Origin of the sequence: Alteromonas sp. KUL17 (assembly GCF_006538305.1) — a bacterium.
Lineage (GTDB): Bacteria > Pseudomonadota > Gammaproteobacteria > Enterobacterales > Alteromonadaceae > Alteromonas > Alteromonas macleodii.
Genome location: NZ_BJKJ01000021.1, coordinates 40,305 through 59,040 on the forward strand (window position 1 = coordinate 40,305; position 18,736 = coordinate 59,040).

Here is an 18,736-nt window from a genome sequence, read left to right on the forward strand (position 1 = left end):
ACTATCCCTTTTTAACCCACGTATAAGTTTGGCTTACTTAGCGTATGCGAAAATCAAATCCTCTTTTGCGTTGGTGGCAAACCGACTGCGTGAAGTGTAAACGCATGAGACTTTATATCGTTTGGGCCGTAATCATGTTAGTGGTGTATTTTTATGTCTGGTACTAGTGTCGAACCAATTTATATCCGAGCTGCCTCGAAAAGTAACGGTATCACTAGCCTGGTGCTGGGCTGTATCGGTTTGTGTATTGCGGCACTGTGGTTAGCCTTTCTTCCCGATTGGCTGTTCTTAGCGGGGATTTTTATCACCAGTGCAGCGTTAGTGTGCTTGCTCGTAGGGTACTTCAAAATTCGTGAGCCCGACTATAGTTTGGAAATAGCCAAAGACTATATTACTTATCGCCACCGTCTGGGCAGTTGGCGCATTCATTGGGACAACCTGCTGCGCGCAGATTGCCCCCGTGTTCGCCATGGGCTGGAGCATATTCCCCTTGAAACCATCGGTTTCAAAATCAAAAGTTACACGGATTTCCTCAATACGATTTCACCACGGCTTGCAACGCACTTGTTAATGGAGCAGCGGCCATTGCTAATGCAGAACACAGATGAGAATTGCGCCTCTGGAAGCTGTTATGAGCAATCTATGTTTGACGATAAGCAGTACGTTATGGAAGACGGGACCATCATTAAAGGCATTAAAGCTATGCTGGCACATCGTATGGTAGAGCTAAGAAAGCGCCTTGGGTATGATATTTTTATCGCGAGTTCAGAGCTAGATAGGGATGCCAGCGAGTTTGCAGGACTTATTGCTCAGTGCCAGAAAGCTAGGCAGTCTCCTGAAGCCAGCTAAGCTCATCGTAGCAATTAGACTTTATTCGCCTAGCTGCGGCTGTCCTTCAATTTACTCTCATTAAGCACTTTCTTGGCTTCGGCAATAAGGGCTGGTAAGTTTTCCTCGACTAACTTGTGCTGACCAAGTTTAAGTGAGCTCTCTGTTTCGTTGGCTAAATGCTGCATGCGCGGCAGACCTGTATAGCAACACGCACCGTGTAGTTTGTGAACTTCGGTCTTAAGCCCATTGTAATCTTGATCGTCCCAAAGCGCCGAAAGTGTCTCGATAGTTTCGGGCAGTAACGCAATAAAACTGTCTAACATTTCTTTTGCTGTATCTTGATTTTGATTCGCTCGTTTAAGTGCTAGCTGCCAGTCGATAGAGGGAAAGACGATTTCACCGGGCTCAACATTGTGGCACCACGAATTGATAAGCGTAATAAGTAGCTCAACCTCAATAGGCTTAGGTAAGTAATCGTCCATGCCAGAGGCGAGCAGTCTTTCTTGCTCTTCTTTAAATGCGTGGGCTGTCACAGCCACTATTGGGGTCCCCATATTCAGCGGTGATTTACGAATTTCTCGGGTGGCCTGCAGTCCGTCCATGCCTGGCATCTGCACGTCCATGAGAATTAAGTCAAATTCTTGAGTCTGGCATTGATTGACGGCGTCTTGTCCACTGATCGTTGTGGTTAGCTCGACAGGAGAATGATCGAGCCACGTATGCAGCAGTTTAAGATTCATTTCCATGTCATCAACGGCAAGAATTTTAGCTTTTGGTAGCGTGCCTATTTTCTCTTGCATCGCATTTTTAGCTGGCGTTGTATGGTGGTGCACCAGGCTATCTAACTTGGTAAGCGTCATCGGCATACGCGCTTGTGAATGGAAATGTTGCGACAGGCTTGGGTATTGCGCAAAAGGTTCAGGGCCGGAATACCAAAGTATGCGCTTTTGCGCAGGGAATTGTACAAAACGACTTAAATAGGTATCCCGCAATCCCATCTTACTTACCGGCACAGTTGCCATGAAAAAGTCGTACTGGCCTTTAAGTGACATCAAATAATCTAGTGATTCAACAGAGGTAACCTGCGCACCCAAAATCGATAACATGCTTGCACTTGAGCGACGTGTTGCAGGTACCGGATCGAAAATAACCACGTTCTTACCTTTCCAGTCTTCACTACTAGTTAACGCATATTTCTGGCTTAACTGGTTCATACGTAGTGATACGTTAAACGTAGAGCCTTGGCCTAATACACTTTTTAGCGTTATATCACCGTTCATTAAGCGAACCAGCTCTCGACTTATCACGAGACCTAATCCAGTGCCTTGGTAATTACGGTTAAGGGCGTCGTCTACTTGCGAGAAGGCGTTAAATAGCTTTTTTCTGTCTTGTCGGCTTATTCCGATACCTGTGTCTTCAACGGTAATATTTACTTCGTGAATACCATGAGGAAGCGAGCGTCCGCTCACCGAAAACGTAATGGTGCCGCTGGACGTGAATTTAAGTGCATTACTTAACAAGTTATTGAGCACTTGCTTAATACGAAACACATCGCCAATGAGCTTTTCAGGGAGCGGGTGCAAATCAAATACAAATTCGATGCGCTTGCTGTGGGAAGATTTAGCCATGATAGTGACCATTTCTTCAAGCAGCTTATTGGGCGAGAAAGGCTGATTATTAATTTGCAGTTTACCGGCCTCAATTTTAGAAAAATCGAGGATATCGTTAACGATTGTTAGCAGGTTGTCCGCGGCCGTGTTTACAATTCTGACTTGCTCTTGCTGGTCAGTGGGTAGCGACGCATTGTTCAGCTCTTTGCTGAACCCCAAGATGGCATTAAGAGGTGTGCGAATTTCATGGCTCATGTTGGCCAGAAATTGAGATTTAACGTTACTGGCTTTTATCGCATCTTTGCGAGCGATATCTAAACGGGCATTCTGCTCTTCAATGAGCTCCATATTGTTGCGCAAATCATTTGTTGCTTGCTCAACTTCGCTTTCCAGCTGGCCTCTGCTTTTCTCCATTAATGCAAAGGAAAAGAGCCCGGCTTCTAAGAAAACACCCACCTGAAAACAATAGGTGGTGAAGTCATTGGAAGGTAAAATTCCGATAAGGCTTAACATACCTATAATTGCGCCTGTGGCGAGCATACTCCATGCAAAAATGAAGTAGCGAGCTGGCTTAAATTTATTGAAAAATGCTTCGAATCCAGCGTAGATATAACTCAATATCGCCACAAGACCCACGCCGTATACTAGGTTGTTCTTCCAAATAGAAGGAAGCAGATCGAAGAAGCAGACTAGCCCTGTTAGCGCTTGGCAAACCAACAGTAAGTTAATGACAGGATGTGCCGTGGGAGAGTGCTTTTCCGTTTCCAAAAACGTTTTGGTAAAAAAGCCTGAGCTTATACCAATAATTACGAATATCAGCTCTGAATGTCCAACCAGCCAAGAGGGGATCCCCTGACTAAACAGCAAGTGCGTATGGCCGCCCCACACAAACTGCCACAAAATAACCGCGGCGATATAGCCAACATAGGCAATCAGACTTTTTTCCCGCACGCCAAAAAATAGAGCAAGGTTATAAATTGCGAGAATAAGCAATCCGCCGTAGAAAAAGCCCCAGAGCAAGCTGTCCATTTGGAAGTAGCTGCTATGTAGCGGTTCGGCTTGAATTCGAAGTGGTGCAATTAGGCTAGATGAGCGACTTTCAATGCGTATGTAAAGGTCGACAGGATCGCTATCAGGCAGCTCAACACGAAAGGTTGGAACACGAAAACGCTGTTCTTTTTGAGCTTTCCCCTGATGGCTTTGCTTTATTACCTTGCCGTTTTGCACCAAATAAAAATCAACACTGTCGAGTTGGCTGAAATTTATTGAGAACACCCAGTGTTTATCGTTTGAAACATTGGCAACAGAAGTGAGTAGCCACATGCCATTATTACGAAACCCAAAGTTAGGGTTGTCATGGGGATGCATAAGGAAGTCATTGCGCCTTCGTGATACATCGCTGATAGTAAGCTGATAATCGGTTTCAAATAAAAAATACAGAGAGTCTGATAAATCTAGCGTACTTTCTTCATCGAAGAGCTGCTCGATATGCTGCGCGCTGGCATTCGAAGGCAGGTAACTGCCTACAACAAGAAATAAAAAAAGAATACGCGAAAGATAGCCATGATTATCTGTACTTACGTTACCGTTTGATTAGGGGCTTTATTATTTTTAGTTTTACTCGTAAGAGTGAAAATTGAACGGCAAATTTCACCCAATGCTATTTAACCACTCTCTTTGAAGAATAACAAAACAAACCCTCACCCCATACAATGAGTAAGACCCAAAAGTCGCGACAATTGGTTTCAAGGATTGCACACAAATGCGGTTTACCCCACAATAGCCTTTAACGCTCGGGAGCTTTCACTAAGTGGTGCGCTAAATTGTCCACAATCGACAGCCTAACTAGCACGAGCGCATTGGTATTAATAACAAAACGAAAAAACTATCATGAGTGACGAGATCATCATTAATCGCGATGGGGTAGAGCAACTTCCTCTTCGACGTTTCACCGAAGACGCTTATCTAAACTATTCCATGTACGTCATCATGGACCGTGCACTTCCACATATTTCGGATGGCTTAAAGCCTGTTCAGCGACGCATCATTTATGCGATGTCAGACCTAGGGTTAAATGCAAATGCCAAATATAAAAAATCGGCGAGAACCGTAGGTGATGTGCTGGGTAAGTTTCACCCTCACGGCGATTCTGCCTGTTATGAGGCGATGGTGCTCATGGCTCAGCCTTTCTCTTATCGCTACCCTTTAGTAGATGGTCAAGGTAACTGGGGTGCGCCGGATGATCCGAAATCGTTTGCTGCCATGCGTTATACGGAAGCTAAGCTCTCGCGCTTCTCTGAGGTGCTGCTGAATGAACTTGGACAAGGTACGGTAGATTGGGTACCTAATTTTGACGGTACGCTAAACGAGCCTAGCGTGCTTCCAGCTCGCTTGCCACATATCCTATTAAATGGCGTGACAGGGATTGCCGTTGGCATGGCGACGGATATTCCTCCTCACAACGTGAGAGAGTTGGCCAACGCGTGTGCCATGTTGTTAGACAACAGCAAAGCCGAGCTTAGCGATGTGCTAGAACACGTTAATGGACCTGACTATCCTACCGAAGCTGAAATTATTACGCCAAAGTCTGATATTCAAAAGCTGTACGAGACTGGGCGTGGTTCTATAAAAATGCGCGCGGTGTATATGGAAGAAAACGGTGATGTTGTTATTACCGCTCTACCTCACCAAGCGTCTGGTGCCAAGATACTAGAGCAAATTGCCGCGCAAATGCAGGCGAAAAAGTTACCGATGGTAAGCGATCTTCGAGACGAATCGGATCATGAAAATCCAACCCGTTTGGTGATTACGCCTCGCTCAAATCGTATTGATGTGACTCAGCTGATGCAGCATTTATTTGCAACTACCGACCTAGAGAAAAACTACCGGGTCAACTTGAATATGATTGGCCTAGACGGTCGCCCTCAGGTGAAAGACTTACGTACGATTTTGTCTGAATGGTTGCAGTACCGAAAAGATACTGTGACGCGCCGCTTGCAATACCGTTTAGATAAAGTGTTAGCGCGTTTGCATATTTTAGAAGGTTTATTAATTGCGTTTTTGAATATCGATGAAGTTATCGAAATTATTCGCACGTACGACAAACCAAAACCAGAATTAATGGCGCGATTCGGTTTAAGTGACACACAAGCGGAAGCAATTCTGGAATTGAAGCTTCGTCACTTAGCCAAGTTAGAAGAAATGAAGATTAAAGGCGAGCAAGATGAACTTGCAGAAGAGCGCGACAAGCTTCAGCAGCTTCTAGGCTCAGATCGCCGCCTTAAAACCCTAATTAAGAAAGAAATCCTTGCAGACGCTGAAAAGTACGGTGACGACAGACGCTCACCTATTGTTGAGCGTGGTGAAGCTAAAGCGCTGTCTGAAAAAGAGCTGGTACCTGCTGAGTCTGTAACTGTTGTGCTGTCAGAAAAAGGCTGGGCACGCTGTGCAAAAGGTCATGATATCGATGCGGAAGGTTTAAGCTACAAAGCTGGTGATGCCTATTTATCCAGCGCCGAAGGCAAGAGCAACCAGCCTGCCGTGTTTATGGACAGTTCAGGTCGTACTTTCTCTTGTGACGCTCACGGATTGCCGTCTGCACGAAGTCAGGGGGAACCGCTAACCGGGCGCTTCAGCATAGTGGGTGGCGAGTCATTCCAACACGTCATTATGGCGCAAGACGAAAGCAAATTCTTAGTAGGTTCAGATGCAGGTTACGGCTTCGTCGGCACATTTAAAGATATGGTGAGTAAGAACAAGGCAGGTAAAGCCTACTTATCATTGCCTACTGCGGCGAAAGTGATGAAACCAACACCGGTTACAAATCCAGACTCCGATTGGTGCCTAAGTATTTCTAATGAAGGTCGCATGCTCATGTTCCCACTACGCGACTTGCCAAGTTTAGGTAAAGGGAAGGGGAACAAGCTTATCAATATTCCTTCTGCAAAATCGCAATCTCGAGAAGAGTACGTGAAGGTGCTTTCTGTTGTACCTGATGGTGCCGCAATTAAAGTGGGGGCCGGTAAGCGCAACATGACACTGACGGCTGACGACCTTACCCACTATCAGGGAGAAAGAGGCCGAAGAGGGAATAAATTACCGCGAGGACTACAGCGGGTTGATACGGTTGAAGTTGTCTTACCCAGCAAGGACGAAACATCTGAAGATTTGTCATAAAGTTTAAGTTGTTCTTATGCTTAGGTGAACTACACTCAAAAAGGGATTAGATGAGGAATTTACATGCTAGGCATAGTTTTTACATCGTTAATCGATATGCTCGAGGAGAAAGTTTCTCCTGAGTTTGCTGACGATGTCATCATGGAAGCTGGGTTAGAAAACGACGGCGCTTATACCGCAGTGGGCTATTACCCGTTTGAACAAATGCAACGCCTGTTAGGTGTGCTGGTAGAGAAAACGGGTAAGTCAGCTAACGAGCTACTCTACGATTTCGGCTATTACTTATTTGGTAAGTTAGGTGCAGTGCATGGCGACGTGCTGGCCAATACAGAAGGCATGTTGGATATGCTGGAGCACTTGGACGGCGACATTCATGTTCAGGTTAAGAAGCTCTACCCAGACGCCGACCTACCCCGATTTACGGTGATATCCAGAACCGATAACACCATGCGCTTACAGTATTATTCTGAAAGAGAATTATATCCTTTAGCAGAAGGCTTGATGGACGCAGCCGCAGCTCATTACAACTGCACCCTGGAAAGGGAAACCCATCAACTAGATACGCCTCATACCTACGAATTTAGTATATCTCTCGTTTAACGGAGGCATGTTATGTCAGATGGAACAACGCATAGCACGCCTTCTGGTAGCGACCGTGCTGCGTTACTTGAAAGGCGTTTAAAGCGAGAGCGAAATGCGAGAGAGCAAGCCGAAGCTTTGCTGAGAGAAAAGACGCAAAGTTTGTATGCTACGCTTCAAAAAAGCCAAAGTGCACAGAAAGATTTGGAACTTGCACTATGGGCGTCGCAGGAGTCTTTTTGGAATTGGGAGGCAGAGAATGACATTATGGAATTTCGCTCATTCTCACTACATTCTGAAAGTGTATCTACCTGGTCAGGCACCTTAATTGAGCTTCTAGAGCGGGTACATGAGGACGATTTAGACGGTCTGCAGTTTCACTGGAGCATGGCGCTACACGGCAATCGTGACCGTATAGAGTTTTCTTTTCGCTTAAAGCTCGACAGCAATTTTCAGTGGGTAAGGCTGCGCGGGCGCGTGCTGAAGCGCGGAAAAGCGGGTGAAGCGCTTCATATTGTTGGCACCACAAAAGACATTACTCAGCAGCGCAAAGCCGAGCAATCGTTTCACTTAATGGCCTCTGCTTTTGCGAGCTCACGTGAGCCCATGTTAGTACTCTCACCTGATCTTGTTATCACAGAATGTAACGATGCATATATTCAGCTGATTGCTGCGCCTTTCAAAGAGCAATGCATTGGTTTGGATTTCAACCAAATATTCATTGCTGAGAAAGTCGATAAAGTGCAGTTGGCGCTTGATAAACAAATTCGCTTCGAGTCGAAAGTGAAGACGCAAAACGGTGAAATTAAGGTTGTCGATATCTCGGTGGCTTTGTTTGAGACCTACCAGCAAACTTCATCTTATTTGATTGCCACAATGCGCGACATCAGCGATAGAAAACGCAACGAAGCCAAACTACGTCAACTGGCATTGCACGATGAGTTAACCGGCCTTTCCAATCGCAATTCGCTGCGTGAGTCCATCTCCGGGTTAGTACAAAAAGAACAGCACTTTATTTTGGTCTTTATTGATCTGGACGGGTTCAAAGCAATTAACGATAACGCAGGGCATGAAAGAGGGGATATTGAGCTTCAGCGCGTAGGAGCGCTCCTTACTGCCATATTCGGCCCGATAGGGGAAGTCGGCAGGTGGGGTGGTGATGAGTTTATTGCCGTATTGCCTAATCAGAATGTTGAGGAAATTGCTGAACGCTCTGAGCGGCTTATCAGCCAGATAGAAGAAGACGCCATAACCGTAAAAACGTCGGAGCTTAGGCTGTCTGCCAGTATTGGCATTGCTGAATTTCCAGAACATAGTGATAACCTAGAAAGCTTGGTGCAGTGTGCCGACGCCGCAATGTACCGTGCGAAAGAGCTGGGTAAAGGGCAGGCGTTTATTTACGAGTCAGGTCTCTATGAGAGCATGACCCAGCAGGTCAGTATGGTGAATGACTTGCGCAGAACAGTAGAGAACCACCTACTCGATTTCTATATTCAGGGTAAATATGATCTAAACGGTGAGTTAAAAGGCGGTGAAGTACTGTGTCGCTGGATTTCAGGCTTACACGGTGTTGTATCGCCGGCAGTGTTTATTCCCATAGCAGAAGAGCACAAGCTGGACAGTGCTATTGGTCTTCAAGCACTGGAAGCGGCATGTGATTACATTTCAATAATGGAGTCGCAGCAGGGTGATGCCATTCCTTTGTCTGTGAATATCAGCGCTAATCAGATGCTTGACCCAGAATTTCCAAATCAGGCAATGTCTATCTGTATGGATAATGATGTGTCTCCCGAATTTATTGAGCTAGAGCTCACTGAGTCGGTCTTTATTCGCGATGAAAAATCAGCACTTAGAGCATTAAACACGTTGAGAGATCATGGGTTTAGACTGTCTCTGGATGATTTTGGCAGTGGCTTTTCATCTCTTAGCTACTTGCGAAGTTTCCAGTTTGAAGTGGTTAAGGTGGATAAAAGCTTAATTCAGGGTATTCACCAAGATAGCAAAGCCAATGCGCTATTTAATGGTCTGATAGCCATGTTAAAGAGTTTGCAGATAGATGTGGTGGCTGAAGGCGTAGAGTTGGAGTCTTATTTGCCTTTCATGGAGCAGGCCGACATTCAGCTAATGCAGGGGTTTTACTTTGATAAACCAATGCCTTACGATCAGTTCTTGGCAAGGCATACTACTGAGCCTAATCGGTAATGTCTTCAGCTAAGCATAAACAAAAAAAGCCCTATCGGGCTTTTTTTAATGACTAAGCAAGCTCGTTACTTAGCATTGGTGCTTTCAAAGATTTTATCTGCCGATGCGGCAACAAAGCCTTTGTAAAGCTTACCATCAGGCATTTCATAGCGTTGTGCAAACTCGTAGAAGCAGCTTGGAATTGCCACAGTTTCGTCGCTAAACGCTACGTCAGCACGGTCAGCCATCGTTGATGATTGCGCTAAAAATACGTCTGGACCACCTTTAATTTCGCCGCCAGAGGTGTTTAGCACAAAGCCTGCTTCTTTAAGCAATGTGTTTACGTCGGTAAGCTCGTCAGTACGGGTTAAGTGATTAACACTTACCGTAAAGTGGTTAGCACGGAAGCCCCATGCCGCCATCCACGCCGCGTATTCTGATTCGTTAAGCAGTGTGTCGTATTCTGCTTTAGTAACGTCCCAATGTTTACCCGAGTACAAGAAGTTATCTGCATCCACTACAGACTCAGGCATTTGATCAACCATCTTCTTGATAATTGCTTGGGCAGTTTCAGAAAGCTCATTTACACGAAGCTCACTAATAAATACTTTTGGTTTAGTATCGTCAGGGTGCTCGAAATGCTTTGCAGTAAGCTTTTTCGCCTCAAAGTCATAGTCGCCTTTAGCTTCATAACCCAATGCTGAGAAGTGCGCAGCAAGCTTGTCTAAGCGGGTTTTATCAAGAGCAAAAGTTCGAAAAGCTACATGGTCGTTAACGATGTCGTTCGTGTTTTCTTCACCCGCCAAAAGTGCATGAATTTTATGCGCTGAGGGAGTGATGGTAACGTAATCGTCCCACATGTTGCTAAACAACGTATCGATGTTGCTATGCATGGTGGTAGGGTCCTTTCTGTCGTTGACTATTTTTAAACGAATAGTTCGTATAGGGTTGGTACTAAACTGGCCGACACAAAAATCATGTCGGCCTTTTTGTAACGTGAAAAGCTTGGGTTACATCGACAAGCCTGGGCTTAATTTGCCCGGCATAGTAACTTTATCAAGCTCAACTGAAGCAACTGGGTACGCACAGTAGTCGGCTGCATAAAACGCACTTGCTCTGTGGTTACCGCTGTCGCCCACGCCACCAAATGGCGCTGCGCTGCTTGCACCTGTAATAGGTCTATTCCAGTTTACGATGCCCGCGCGAATGCGTGCGAAGAAGTAGCGATAATCTTCTTCGTTGTCGCCTAGAAGACCTGCTGATAAGCCAAAGCTGGTGTTATTCGCTTCTGCGATAGCTGCGTCAAAATCGCTGTAACGAATCACTTTAAGTAGTGGACCAAAGTGTTCTTCGTCAGGCAGTGAAGCAAGCATGTCTGTCACATCAATGATGCCAGGAGTAGCAAAACCTTTGTTCTCATCTTTTTGTTCAAGGCGAACCAGTACTTTACCACCAAGGTTTTCAAGCTCTTGCTGTGCTTTTACCATCAGTGCAGCGGCATTGCTTGAGATCATTGCGCCCATAAATGGTTGATCTTCAGCGTCATAATCACCCACCTTAATATTCTTGGTCACTTCGATTAAGCGAGCAAGGATTGCATCACCCTGTGCATCGGCTGGTAAGAATAGGCGACGTGCACACGTACAGCGCTGACCGGACGTAATGAAAGCAGATTGAACGATGTCATGTACGGCAGCATCAACATCAGCCACATCTTTAACAATGAGTGGGTTGTTACCACCCATTTCAAGAGCCAAAATTTTACCTGGGTGACCTGCGAACTGCTCGTGCAAGATTTTTCCTGTGCGTGAGCTACCCGTAAAGAAAAGACCATCGATATCGTTATGCGACGCCAATGCCTTACCTGTTTCAACTTCACCTTGTACTAGGTTGAGTACACCCGCTGGCAGGCCAGCAGCATCCCATAGCTTCACCATTTCTTGTGCAACCATAGGCGTCAAATCGCTTGGTTTAAACACAACCGTGTTACCTGCAATAAGGGCTGGAACAATGTGTCCGTTTGGCAGGTGGCCAGGGAAGTTGTATGGGCCAAATACAGCAACAACGCCGTGAGGCTTGTGTCGAATGAAGGCTTTACCTACAGGCATTGGGTTTTCAACGTTACCCGTGCGTTCAAAATAGGCTTTTTCAGAAATACCAATTTTGCCCATCATGGCGCCAACTTCAGTGGCAGTTTCCCATTCTGGCTTACCCGTTTCTTTAGCCATAACTTTGGCAAGGTGCGCTTTAGCTTCTTCTAGCTTAGTGCCATAAACCTTAATAATTTCAAGACGCTCTTCAACGGTTTTCATGCTCCATGCTGGAAGTGCAGCACGAGCAGCGTTAATTGCGTCATCAATTTGAGAGGCTGTCGCAGACTTACCTTCCCAAATCACTTCGTTTTTTGCAGGGTCAATTGACGCTAAGTCATGACCTTGTCCGGCAACCCATTCACCGTTGATAAAATGTGTATGTAGCATAGTGGGTGTCCTTTTAATCTCTGAATGTAACGGGGGCGAAGCGTACGTGCTCTCCCTCTTTGACATTCAATGCAGCAGCGGCTTGGCGAGATAGTACGGCAACTTGCTTTTCTTCGCTTACCGTCATCTCGGTGGCAACTGCACGAAAATCAGATACTGATGTATTAATGATGTAGTGCGTTTGCCCTTGGGCAGCAGCGCTATCGTCAATCACTACAGGCAGTTTTAAACTCGACTGAGCCGTGCGGATGTGGCTTAAGTTTGCTTCTACCGTCGGGCCTGCGTCGAAAATGTCTACATAGCCGCGGCAAGAAAAGCCTTCTTCTTCAAGAAGCTGAAGAGCAGGGCGTGTTTTGTCATGAACTTCGCCAATGACTTCCTGCGCTTCTTTGCTAAGCAGATTTACGTATATCGGGTACTTCGGCATAAGTTCAGCAATAAACACTTTATTACCAATGCCAGTTAAGTAGTCGGCAGTAGGAAAATCCATAGAGAAGAAATGGGTTTCCAACCACTCCCAAAACGGTGAGCGTCCTTCTTCGTCACTCACACCGCGCATTTCAGCAATAACTGTCTCTGAGAAGCGTTCACGGTGCTCCATCATGAACAAGAATCGAACCTTTGAAAGGAAGCGGCCGTTTATGCCGCCACGGGCTTGTTCGCGAAGAAACAGCGTACATATTTCAGTAACACCGGTGTAGTCATTACAAAACGTTAGAATGTCTACCGTGTTGTGAATGTTAAGCTCGCGCGAGGCGTGCACTACTTTGCTTAGGTGGTAATGATAGAACGCATCGTCTATACCAACAGCCGCTTCTATACCTGTTGTTCCCACTACCTGTCCGGTAGTGGTATCTTCCATTACAAACAAGTATGACTCATCGCCAGGTTCGGTTACGTTTGGTTTGTTAAACGCAGTTTCTGCACGATCAATTTTACGCTGCAGCAACTCGTCGTTGACAGGTAAAGACGTAAAGCCAATACCTGATTCAACGGCGATTTCTTTAAGCGCGTTATAGTCGGCCTTCGTGATAGGGCGAATGATATTCATGTTCGCTACTCGTGTTGTAATTATTCGGCGTTTACAACGGCAGCAACGGCGCGTTCAAAACGTGCAAGACCTTCTTTGATGTCTTCATCAGGAATAACCAGTGAAGGTGCAAAACGAATAACGTTCATGCCAGCAACAAGACACATAAGGTTCTCTTTCGTTGCAGCCATCATGAAGTCACGTGCACGGCCTTGGTATTTTTCATTTAACGCACAACCTAACAGCATGCCTTGTCCACGTACTTCTTCAAATACGTTGTACTTTTCATTGATAGCACCTAGTAGTTCACGGAATAAGGCCTCTTTCTTAAGTACACCTTCAAGCACTTCTGGCTGGTTCACGATATCTAACGCTTTTTCCGCAACAGCACAGGCTAGTGGGTTACCACCGTAAGTACTACCGTGGGTACCTGGCTTAAGGTGTGCAGCGATGTCTGCTGTGGTAAGCATGGCACCAATTGGGAAGCCGCCACCAAGAGATTTAGCGGTTGTTAGGATATCAGGTGTTACGCCAAGACCCATATAGGCATAAAGGTGACCAGTACGACCAACACCCGACTGAACTTCGTCAAAAATAAGTAATGCGTTGTGCTTGTCACAAAGCTCGCGAACACCTTTTACGAAATCTACATCAGGTGGAATAATACCGCCTTCACCCTGAAGCGGTTCCATCATTACCGCGCAGGTTTTGTCAGAAATTAGCGCTTCAAAGGCAGCTAAATCGTTGTAGTCACAGTGGTCAACAGCGCCTGGCTTAGGACCAAAACCGTCAGAGTAAGCAGCTTGACCACCTACTGTTACGGTAAAGAAGGTACGGCCGTGGAAACCTTTGTTGAACGCGATGATTTGGTTTTTGTCTTCACCGTGCTTGTCCAGCGCCCAGCGACGAGCTAGCTTCAATGCTGCTTCGTTCGCTTCTGCGCCTGAGTTTGCGAAGTAAACTCTATCTGAAAACGTTGCGTCATTTAGCTTTTTAGCTAAACGAAGGGCTGGCTCGTTAGTGAAAACGTTGCTTAAGTGCCAAAGCTTGCTGCCTTGTTCATTAAGAGCTTTCACAAGCTCTGGGTGACAGTGACCTAAAACGTTAACTGCAATACCGCCTGCAAAGTCGATGTACTCAGCTCCATCTTGATCCCATACGCGTGAACCTTCACCTCGAACAGGTACCATACCTGCTGGGTTATAGTTAGGAACCATTACATCATCAAATGTAGCGCGAGTTACGTTCATCTTTGTTACCTCTGCGTTGGGCGCCAATCACACTGTGTGATTTGGCCTATCGAATCTATGAGCACATTTTAGTACTACTTTGGTCGATAAGCGTTAATTGGGCGCGTAAAAACTAATCGGATTTGTTCAACAGTATGCCATTTTTTTTAACATTTGTCTTCTATGCAAAGGGCTGCAGCCCTTTATTTATAAGGACTGTGGCTTAATTTGCAGGAAAAGTGAATAACTATTAACTACTGGGCTATATCAATTAGTAATAATCAATTTTTGCGCTGAGAAAAGGGCTGCATACGGGTTTTAATGCACTGTGAGGCAATAAAAAAGGGGGGATAGGACTGGAAGCCTTACCTGTTTAATGTCGCTAAAAACGGGCAACGCATTGAGCAACCGTCAATAATTTGGGGCATCATGCACATGAAATGAAAAAGGTGCATAACGAGTGCATGAATATCCACTAAAAATTAATGATTCTCTTCGTTTTTTACCAAAGGAAGGGTGAAAATATCAATGGTTTTGAGTTTTTCGAGTGCACCTGCAGGGTAGCGTTGCTCCATGAAAAGCGGCTTTACTTCTTTCATTTCAACAAGCTTTAACTGATGTAACATCCGAATTTGTGTGTAGGTTCGGGCTTGATGAAGTACCTTACTGAGTGTTTTAGGCTGTGCGGGTACTTTATCGGCACACGCTCGCATAGGTTCTGCAATAGGCAAGCGCATTAACTGCATCCACTCCAGAATATCCGCGCTGATTGGATCTGCGAATTCTTGCTGCAGAGCAATAAGGTGGTTGGCTGAAGGAGCCACTTTGAGTAGCGCTTCATGTCGCTTTTGCTCTTTGTCTTTCTGGCATTCTTGCAACAGGTGTAGCTGAATTTTATCGAACAGTTTGAAGTAAAGTCTTGTTACGACACAGCGCCCCAAATTACTGAGCATCGCAAGGGTATAAGCCTGGTTTTTGTTTAAATCCGTAAGTGCTGCAAGGCGTTTCGCCGTTATAGCAACGCCAGTCGTATAAGGCGTAAGCTTTTGTTTAATTAGCGGGTAAGGGTCGGTAATCTGAGGCATAGCGCGCTTTAAAATGAGCGACGGTATCAATGTGCGTAGGTTTTCAATACCCAAAAAGCTCAATGCTGTGCGCAGTGTCTCTACCACAATGATACGCCCTCGGGAGTCTTTGCGTCTAAATCGTGGAGTATTCACCACAACGATTAGTTCATCATAAAGCCATGGCATGGTTGCGGCAATTGGCTCTAGTTTCGAAACCGAGCATGCCTTCACGGAAAGTGCATCAAGAAGCTCGCCGATATTTTCGGGCAAGTTAAGTACATTTTGAACGAGTTCGTCGGTATAGCCTAGCTGCTCTGTTAATTCACCTAAAAGGATCTCGTGAAGATGGTGACTCACTGATTCAAGGTATGACGCTTCGGTTTTCTCTTGAAGGCGCTTGTTTTCAATCGCCACTTTTTCAACGTGCAGTAGCAGCCTGCGCGCATCACCTTGCTCCGATTGCTCGAAGCTTACCTCTCCCACCTTGCGCCTTCCTAGCATTTCCAGCACTCGCTCTGGCGATATGATCATATTTTCAAAACGATCATCTATCGTGGGCGGTGTGGTTGCCCCCATTGTCATATTAAAAGCACTCCTGCTCATAACTTTTTGGTGAACGGCAATATTATCGTACATCAGGGGCCTTTATTACTTTCGCTACGGTAATGATGAAAATGGTAGCTACTGCTTGAAAGCAAGCCTTATTTACCCTGCAACTGTTGATATTGCGTGTGCGATGCTTCGTATAATCTTTATTCAGCGCATTGGCTAAAACGAATTATGAAAAGTTAAACGAAAAATCAGTGAATTGCGAGTAATTCTGGCCTTCAAGCGTAACCTTTTACACTATAGAAGCGTATCGGCATCAAACTCGTATACTTAAATTGATTTAAACTGAAGAAACGCATCCAGTACGCTATGACCGTGTTCGGTAAGTAGTGACTCGGGGTGGTACTGCACGCCCCAAATAGGGTGATGATTATGGGAAATTGCCATGATTTCCTTTGTGCCCTTTGCGGTTTCACACCATGCATCAACACTCAGTGAGGCAGGTAGCGATGCGGGATCTAAAACCAATGAGTGGTAGCGCGTCACGTTAAACGGGTTAGGTAAGCCTTTGAACAGGCCACTGTTGCGGTGTGTTAGGGGTGAAACTTTTCCATGCTTAATCTCTTGTGCACCTACTACCTTGGCACCAAACACTTGACCTATAGCTTGATGACCCAGGCATACACCTAAAATAGGAATCTTGCCTGCAAAATGTTCAATCGCAGATAAGCTTATGCCCGCTTCGTTAGGCGTGCATGGTCCCGGTGAAATAACTAACTGTGAAGGCGCTAAGCGAGATATGTCGTCTAAGGTCAGTGCGTTATTTCGCACCACTTCAACGTCGACGCTGAGCTCAGTGAAATACCGAGCGAGGTTATGAGTGAACGAATCGAAGTTATCAATTAACAGCAACACAGCAGTGCTAGTCCTTGGTATTTCTAAGTTGCGAAGGTTTTAGCCATGAAGGATTAAATGAACCCTTCATGGCGTGTAGCAAGATGTTGGAATTCGGCTGTTATGGCTTTGGAATAAAGCCGACTGCTTTGTATACTTTAGCCAAAGTTTCAGCCGCTCGCGCTGACGCTTTCTCAGCACCCTGACGCATTACGTCGTCAAGATATGCTCTGTCTGCGCGAATTTCAGCATAGCGGGCCTGAATTGGTTCAAGTAGAGCAACCACAGCGTCTGCAACATCACCTTTAAGGTGGCCATACATTTTGTCAGTATATTCAGGCTCAAGCTCTTTAATTGATTTACCTGTCGCAAGCGAAAGTAGAGTCAGTAAGTTAGACACGCCTGGTTTTTCAGTTGGGTTAAAGTAGATATTAGCTTGCTCGTCAGAGTCGGTCACGGCACGTTTGATTTTCTTGGCCAACTTCTTAGGATCTTCTAATAAGCCGATGAAGTTATTCGGGTTGTTGTCAGACTTAGACATCTTCTTTTCAGGCTCTTGAAGGCTCATGATGCGCGCGCCAAAGTCTGGGATATACGGGTCAGGTAGACGAAATACATCGCCGTATAGATTGTTAACACGTGTAGCAATGTCACGAGTCAATTCAAGGTGCTGCTTCTGATCTTCACCTACCGGTACTTTATCTGCTTGGTATAGCAAAATATCTGCTGCTTGGAGTACAGGGTAGCTGTATAAGCCTACATTAATGTTATTTTCGTTCTTCGCAGACTTATCTTTGAATTGAGTCATGCGATTAAGCTCACCCATTTGGGCGTAACAATTCAATACCCAAGATAGCTGTGCATGTTCAGGCACATGGGATTGCAAAAACAGAGTACTTTTTTGTGGATCAATACCGCAAGCAAGGTAAAGGGAAAGGCCGTCTAGACAAGCTTCAGCAAGCTGCTTAGGGTCTTGTCGTACAGTAATAGCATGCAAATCCACTATCATATATAAGCAGTCGTGGTCGTCTTGCATGGAAACCCACTGTTTAAGTGCACCCATGTAATTGCCAAGGGTAAGTTGTCCTGAAGGCTGACAGCCACTTAATACAACGGGTTTATTACTCATTTCTTTTTACCTGTAATACGTTAAATACTGTGAAAATAAAGCTTGAGAAAATAAAGCTTCAAAAATTATGCTTTAGACAGTGACGCTAGTTCATTGCGCATTTGCTCAATGACATCGCTGTAGTCGGGTTGAGAAAAAATAGCCGAACCAGCCACAAACATATCCGCGCCCGCTCCCGCTATTTCGCGAATGTTATCGACTTTTACGCCTCCGTCAATTTCAATTCGAATATCGTAGCCGCTTTCTAATACACGCTGTTTCACCGCGCGCACTTTATCTAAGGTGCTAGGAATAAACTTTTGACCACCAAACCCTGGGTTAACCGACATAATAAGAATGTGGTGCAGTTTGTCCATGACGTGGTCAAGGTAATGTAGTGGCGTTGCTGGGTTAAATACGAGCCCCGGCTTGCAACCTGCATCGATAATAAGCTGTAGAGAGCGGTCTATGTGCTCAGACGCTTCTGGGTGAAAACTAATATAGCTGGCCCCTGCATTCGCGAATTTTTCAATTAAGTCATCGACGGGCTTCACCATTAGGTGCACATCAATGGGAGCGGTAATGCCGTAGTTTCTTAACGCCTCGCAAATCATTGGCCCAAACGTAAGATTGGGTACATAGTGGTTATCCATTACATCGAAATGCACCACATCAGCGCCAGCCTCTAATACCTTTTCTACGTCTTCGCCAAGTCGAGCGAAATCGGCCGATAGTATTGATGGAGCAATTAGGAATGGTTTCATTGCATGTCCTTTCATTCTAAAAACAACAAGGTGCGTTGCCACTTACGTTTCACCTTTGCGAAAGTTTACCCAAATCCGTGCTTCTTTACTATGCAAAGGGTTAATCAGCGTTAACTTCACGGAAATTTAAGATAAACGGACCTTGTCAGAGCGTTGCCCAATTTTGGTGAGTGCGCGTCATGTTGGTGCGTTTTTATGCAGTGTTTTTTTGTTTCGGTGACAGCGGGTGAATTTTTTA

At 45.4% G+C, this 18,736-nt stretch carries 12 protein-coding genes and 1 pseudogene; 4 read left to right on the forward strand and 9 right to left on the reverse strand.

The annotated features are described in order from the left end of the window. The first annotated feature begins 153 nt into the window (after positions 1-153). Entirely contained in the window at positions 154-849 is a 696-nt protein-coding gene (locus KUL49_RS16130; protein WP_131137945.1) for a DUF2982 domain-containing protein, read from the forward strand. Positions 850-878: 29 nt separating this feature from the next. Here the strand turns inward: KUL49_RS16130 and KUL49_RS16135 are convergent. Next, positions 879-4,006, reverse strand: a pseudogene (locus KUL49_RS16135) (7TM diverse intracellular signaling domain-containing protein). A 325-nt stretch (positions 4,007-4,331) separates the two neighbouring features. Between KUL49_RS16135 and parC the strand changes: the two are divergent. The 3 genes from parC (at position 4,332) to KUL49_RS16150 (ending at position 9,398) form a co-directional block, all read left to right on the forward strand. Beyond that, the gene (parC, locus tag KUL49_RS16140; protein WP_131137946.1) at positions 4,332-6,617 is read left to right on the forward strand and encodes a DNA topoisomerase IV subunit A; all 2,286 of its coding nucleotides are present in this window, start codon (positions 4,332-4,334) and stop codon (positions 6,615-6,617) included. Positions 6,618-6,680: 63 nt separating this feature from the next. Next, the gene (locus tag KUL49_RS16145; RefSeq protein ID WP_014948016.1) at positions 6,681-7,217 is read left to right on the forward strand and encodes a heme NO-binding domain-containing protein; all 537 of its coding nucleotides are present in this window, start codon (positions 6,681-6,683) and stop codon (positions 7,215-7,217) included. A 12-nt stretch (positions 7,218-7,229) separates the two neighbouring features. Beyond that, positions 7,230-9,398: a bifunctional diguanylate cyclase/phosphodiesterase gene (locus tag KUL49_RS16150; RefSeq protein WP_131137947.1), complete on the forward strand. Its 2,169-nt coding sequence runs from the start codon at positions 7,230-7,232 to the stop codon at positions 9,396-9,398. 65 nt (positions 9,399-9,463) lie between these two features. Here KUL49_RS16150 and KUL49_RS16155 read toward each other — a convergent pair whose 3' ends face one another. The 8 genes from KUL49_RS16155 to rpe all read right to left on the reverse strand — a co-directional run bounded on the left by KUL49_RS16155 (position 9,464) and on the right by rpe (position 18,498). Further along, positions 9,464-10,270, reverse strand: coding sequence for a DUF1338 domain-containing protein (locus tag KUL49_RS16155; RefSeq protein ID WP_131137948.1), 807 nt, complete (start codon positions 10,268-10,270; stop codon positions 9,464-9,466). A gap of 117 nt (positions 10,271-10,387) precedes the next feature. Beyond that, complete coding sequence (astD, locus tag KUL49_RS16160; protein ID WP_014975473.1) at positions 10,388-11,857, reverse strand: succinylglutamate-semialdehyde dehydrogenase; 1,470 nt, start codon at positions 11,855-11,857, stop codon at positions 10,388-10,390. A gap of 13 nt (positions 11,858-11,870) precedes the next feature. After that, positions 11,871-12,908 carry an arginine N-succinyltransferase gene (gene astA, locus KUL49_RS16165; protein ID WP_014948020.1) on the reverse strand — a complete coding sequence of 346 codons (1,038 nt, stop codon included), beginning with the start codon at positions 12,906-12,908 and terminating at the stop codon, positions 11,871-11,873. A gap of 20 nt (positions 12,909-12,928) precedes the next feature. Further along, positions 12,929-14,137, reverse strand: coding sequence for an aspartate aminotransferase family protein (locus tag KUL49_RS16170; RefSeq protein WP_014978113.1), 1,209 nt, complete (start codon positions 14,135-14,137; stop codon positions 12,929-12,931). 461 nt (positions 14,138-14,598) lie between these two features. Next, on the reverse strand, positions 14,599-15,765 hold the full coding sequence (locus KUL49_RS16175) for an HDOD domain-containing protein (RefSeq protein ID WP_131137949.1): 1,167 nt from the start codon (positions 15,763-15,765) through the stop codon (positions 14,599-14,601). Positions 15,766-16,062: 297 nt separating this feature from the next. After that, the gene (locus KUL49_RS16180) at positions 16,063-16,647 is read right to left on the reverse strand and encodes an aminodeoxychorismate/anthranilate synthase component II (RefSeq protein WP_014948023.1); all 585 of its coding nucleotides are present in this window, start codon (positions 16,645-16,647) and stop codon (positions 16,063-16,065) included. 100 nt (positions 16,648-16,747) lie between these two features. Further along, positions 16,748-17,755, reverse strand: a complete 1,008-nt coding sequence (gene trpS / locus KUL49_RS16185; protein ID WP_039225099.1) for a tryptophan--tRNA ligase — start codon at positions 17,753-17,755, stop codon at positions 16,748-16,750. Between the two features lie 65 nt (positions 17,756-17,820). Then, complete coding sequence (gene rpe, locus KUL49_RS16190) at positions 17,821-18,498, reverse strand: ribulose-phosphate 3-epimerase (RefSeq protein ID WP_131137950.1); 678 nt, start codon at positions 18,496-18,498, stop codon at positions 17,821-17,823. Positions 18,499-18,736: the final 238 nt, after the last annotated feature.

Excerpts from the sequence above, each read along its gene's own strand:
- KUL49_RS16130 (WP_131137945.1), top strand. The coding sequence starts at position 154 with ATGTCTGGTACTAGTGTCGAACCAATTTATATCCGAGCTGCCTCGAAA.
- parC (WP_131137946.1), top strand. The coding sequence starts at position 4,332 with ATGAGTGACGAGATCATCATTAATCGCGATGGGGTAGAGCAACTTCCT.
- KUL49_RS16145 (WP_014948016.1), top strand. The coding sequence starts at position 6,681 with ATGCTAGGCATAGTTTTTACATCGTTAATCGATATGCTCGAGGAGAAA.
- KUL49_RS16150 (WP_131137947.1), top strand. The coding sequence starts at position 7,230 with ATGTCAGATGGAACAACGCATAGCACGCCTTCTGGTAGCGACCGTGCT.
- KUL49_RS16155 (WP_131137948.1), bottom strand. The coding sequence starts at position 10,270 with ATGCATAGCAACATCGATACGTTGTTTAGCAACATGTGGGACGATTAC.
- astD (WP_014975473.1), bottom strand. The coding sequence starts at position 11,857 with ATGCTACATACACATTTTATCAACGGTGAATGGGTTGCCGGACAAGGT.
- astA (WP_014948020.1), bottom strand. The coding sequence starts at position 12,908 with ATGAATATCATTCGCCCTATCACGAAGGCCGACTATAACGCGCTTAAA.
- KUL49_RS16170 (WP_014978113.1), bottom strand. The coding sequence starts at position 14,137 with ATGAACGTAACTCGCGCTACATTTGATGATGTAATGGTTCCTAACTAT.
- KUL49_RS16175 (WP_131137949.1), bottom strand. The coding sequence starts at position 15,765 with ATGACAATGGGGGCAACCACACCGCCCACGATAGATGATCGTTTTGAA.
- trpS (WP_039225099.1), bottom strand. The coding sequence starts at position 17,755 with ATGAGTAATAAACCCGTTGTATTAAGTGGCTGTCAGCCTTCAGGACAA.
- rpe (WP_131137950.1), bottom strand. The coding sequence starts at position 18,498 with ATGAAACCATTCCTAATTGCTCCATCAATACTATCGGCCGATTTCGCT.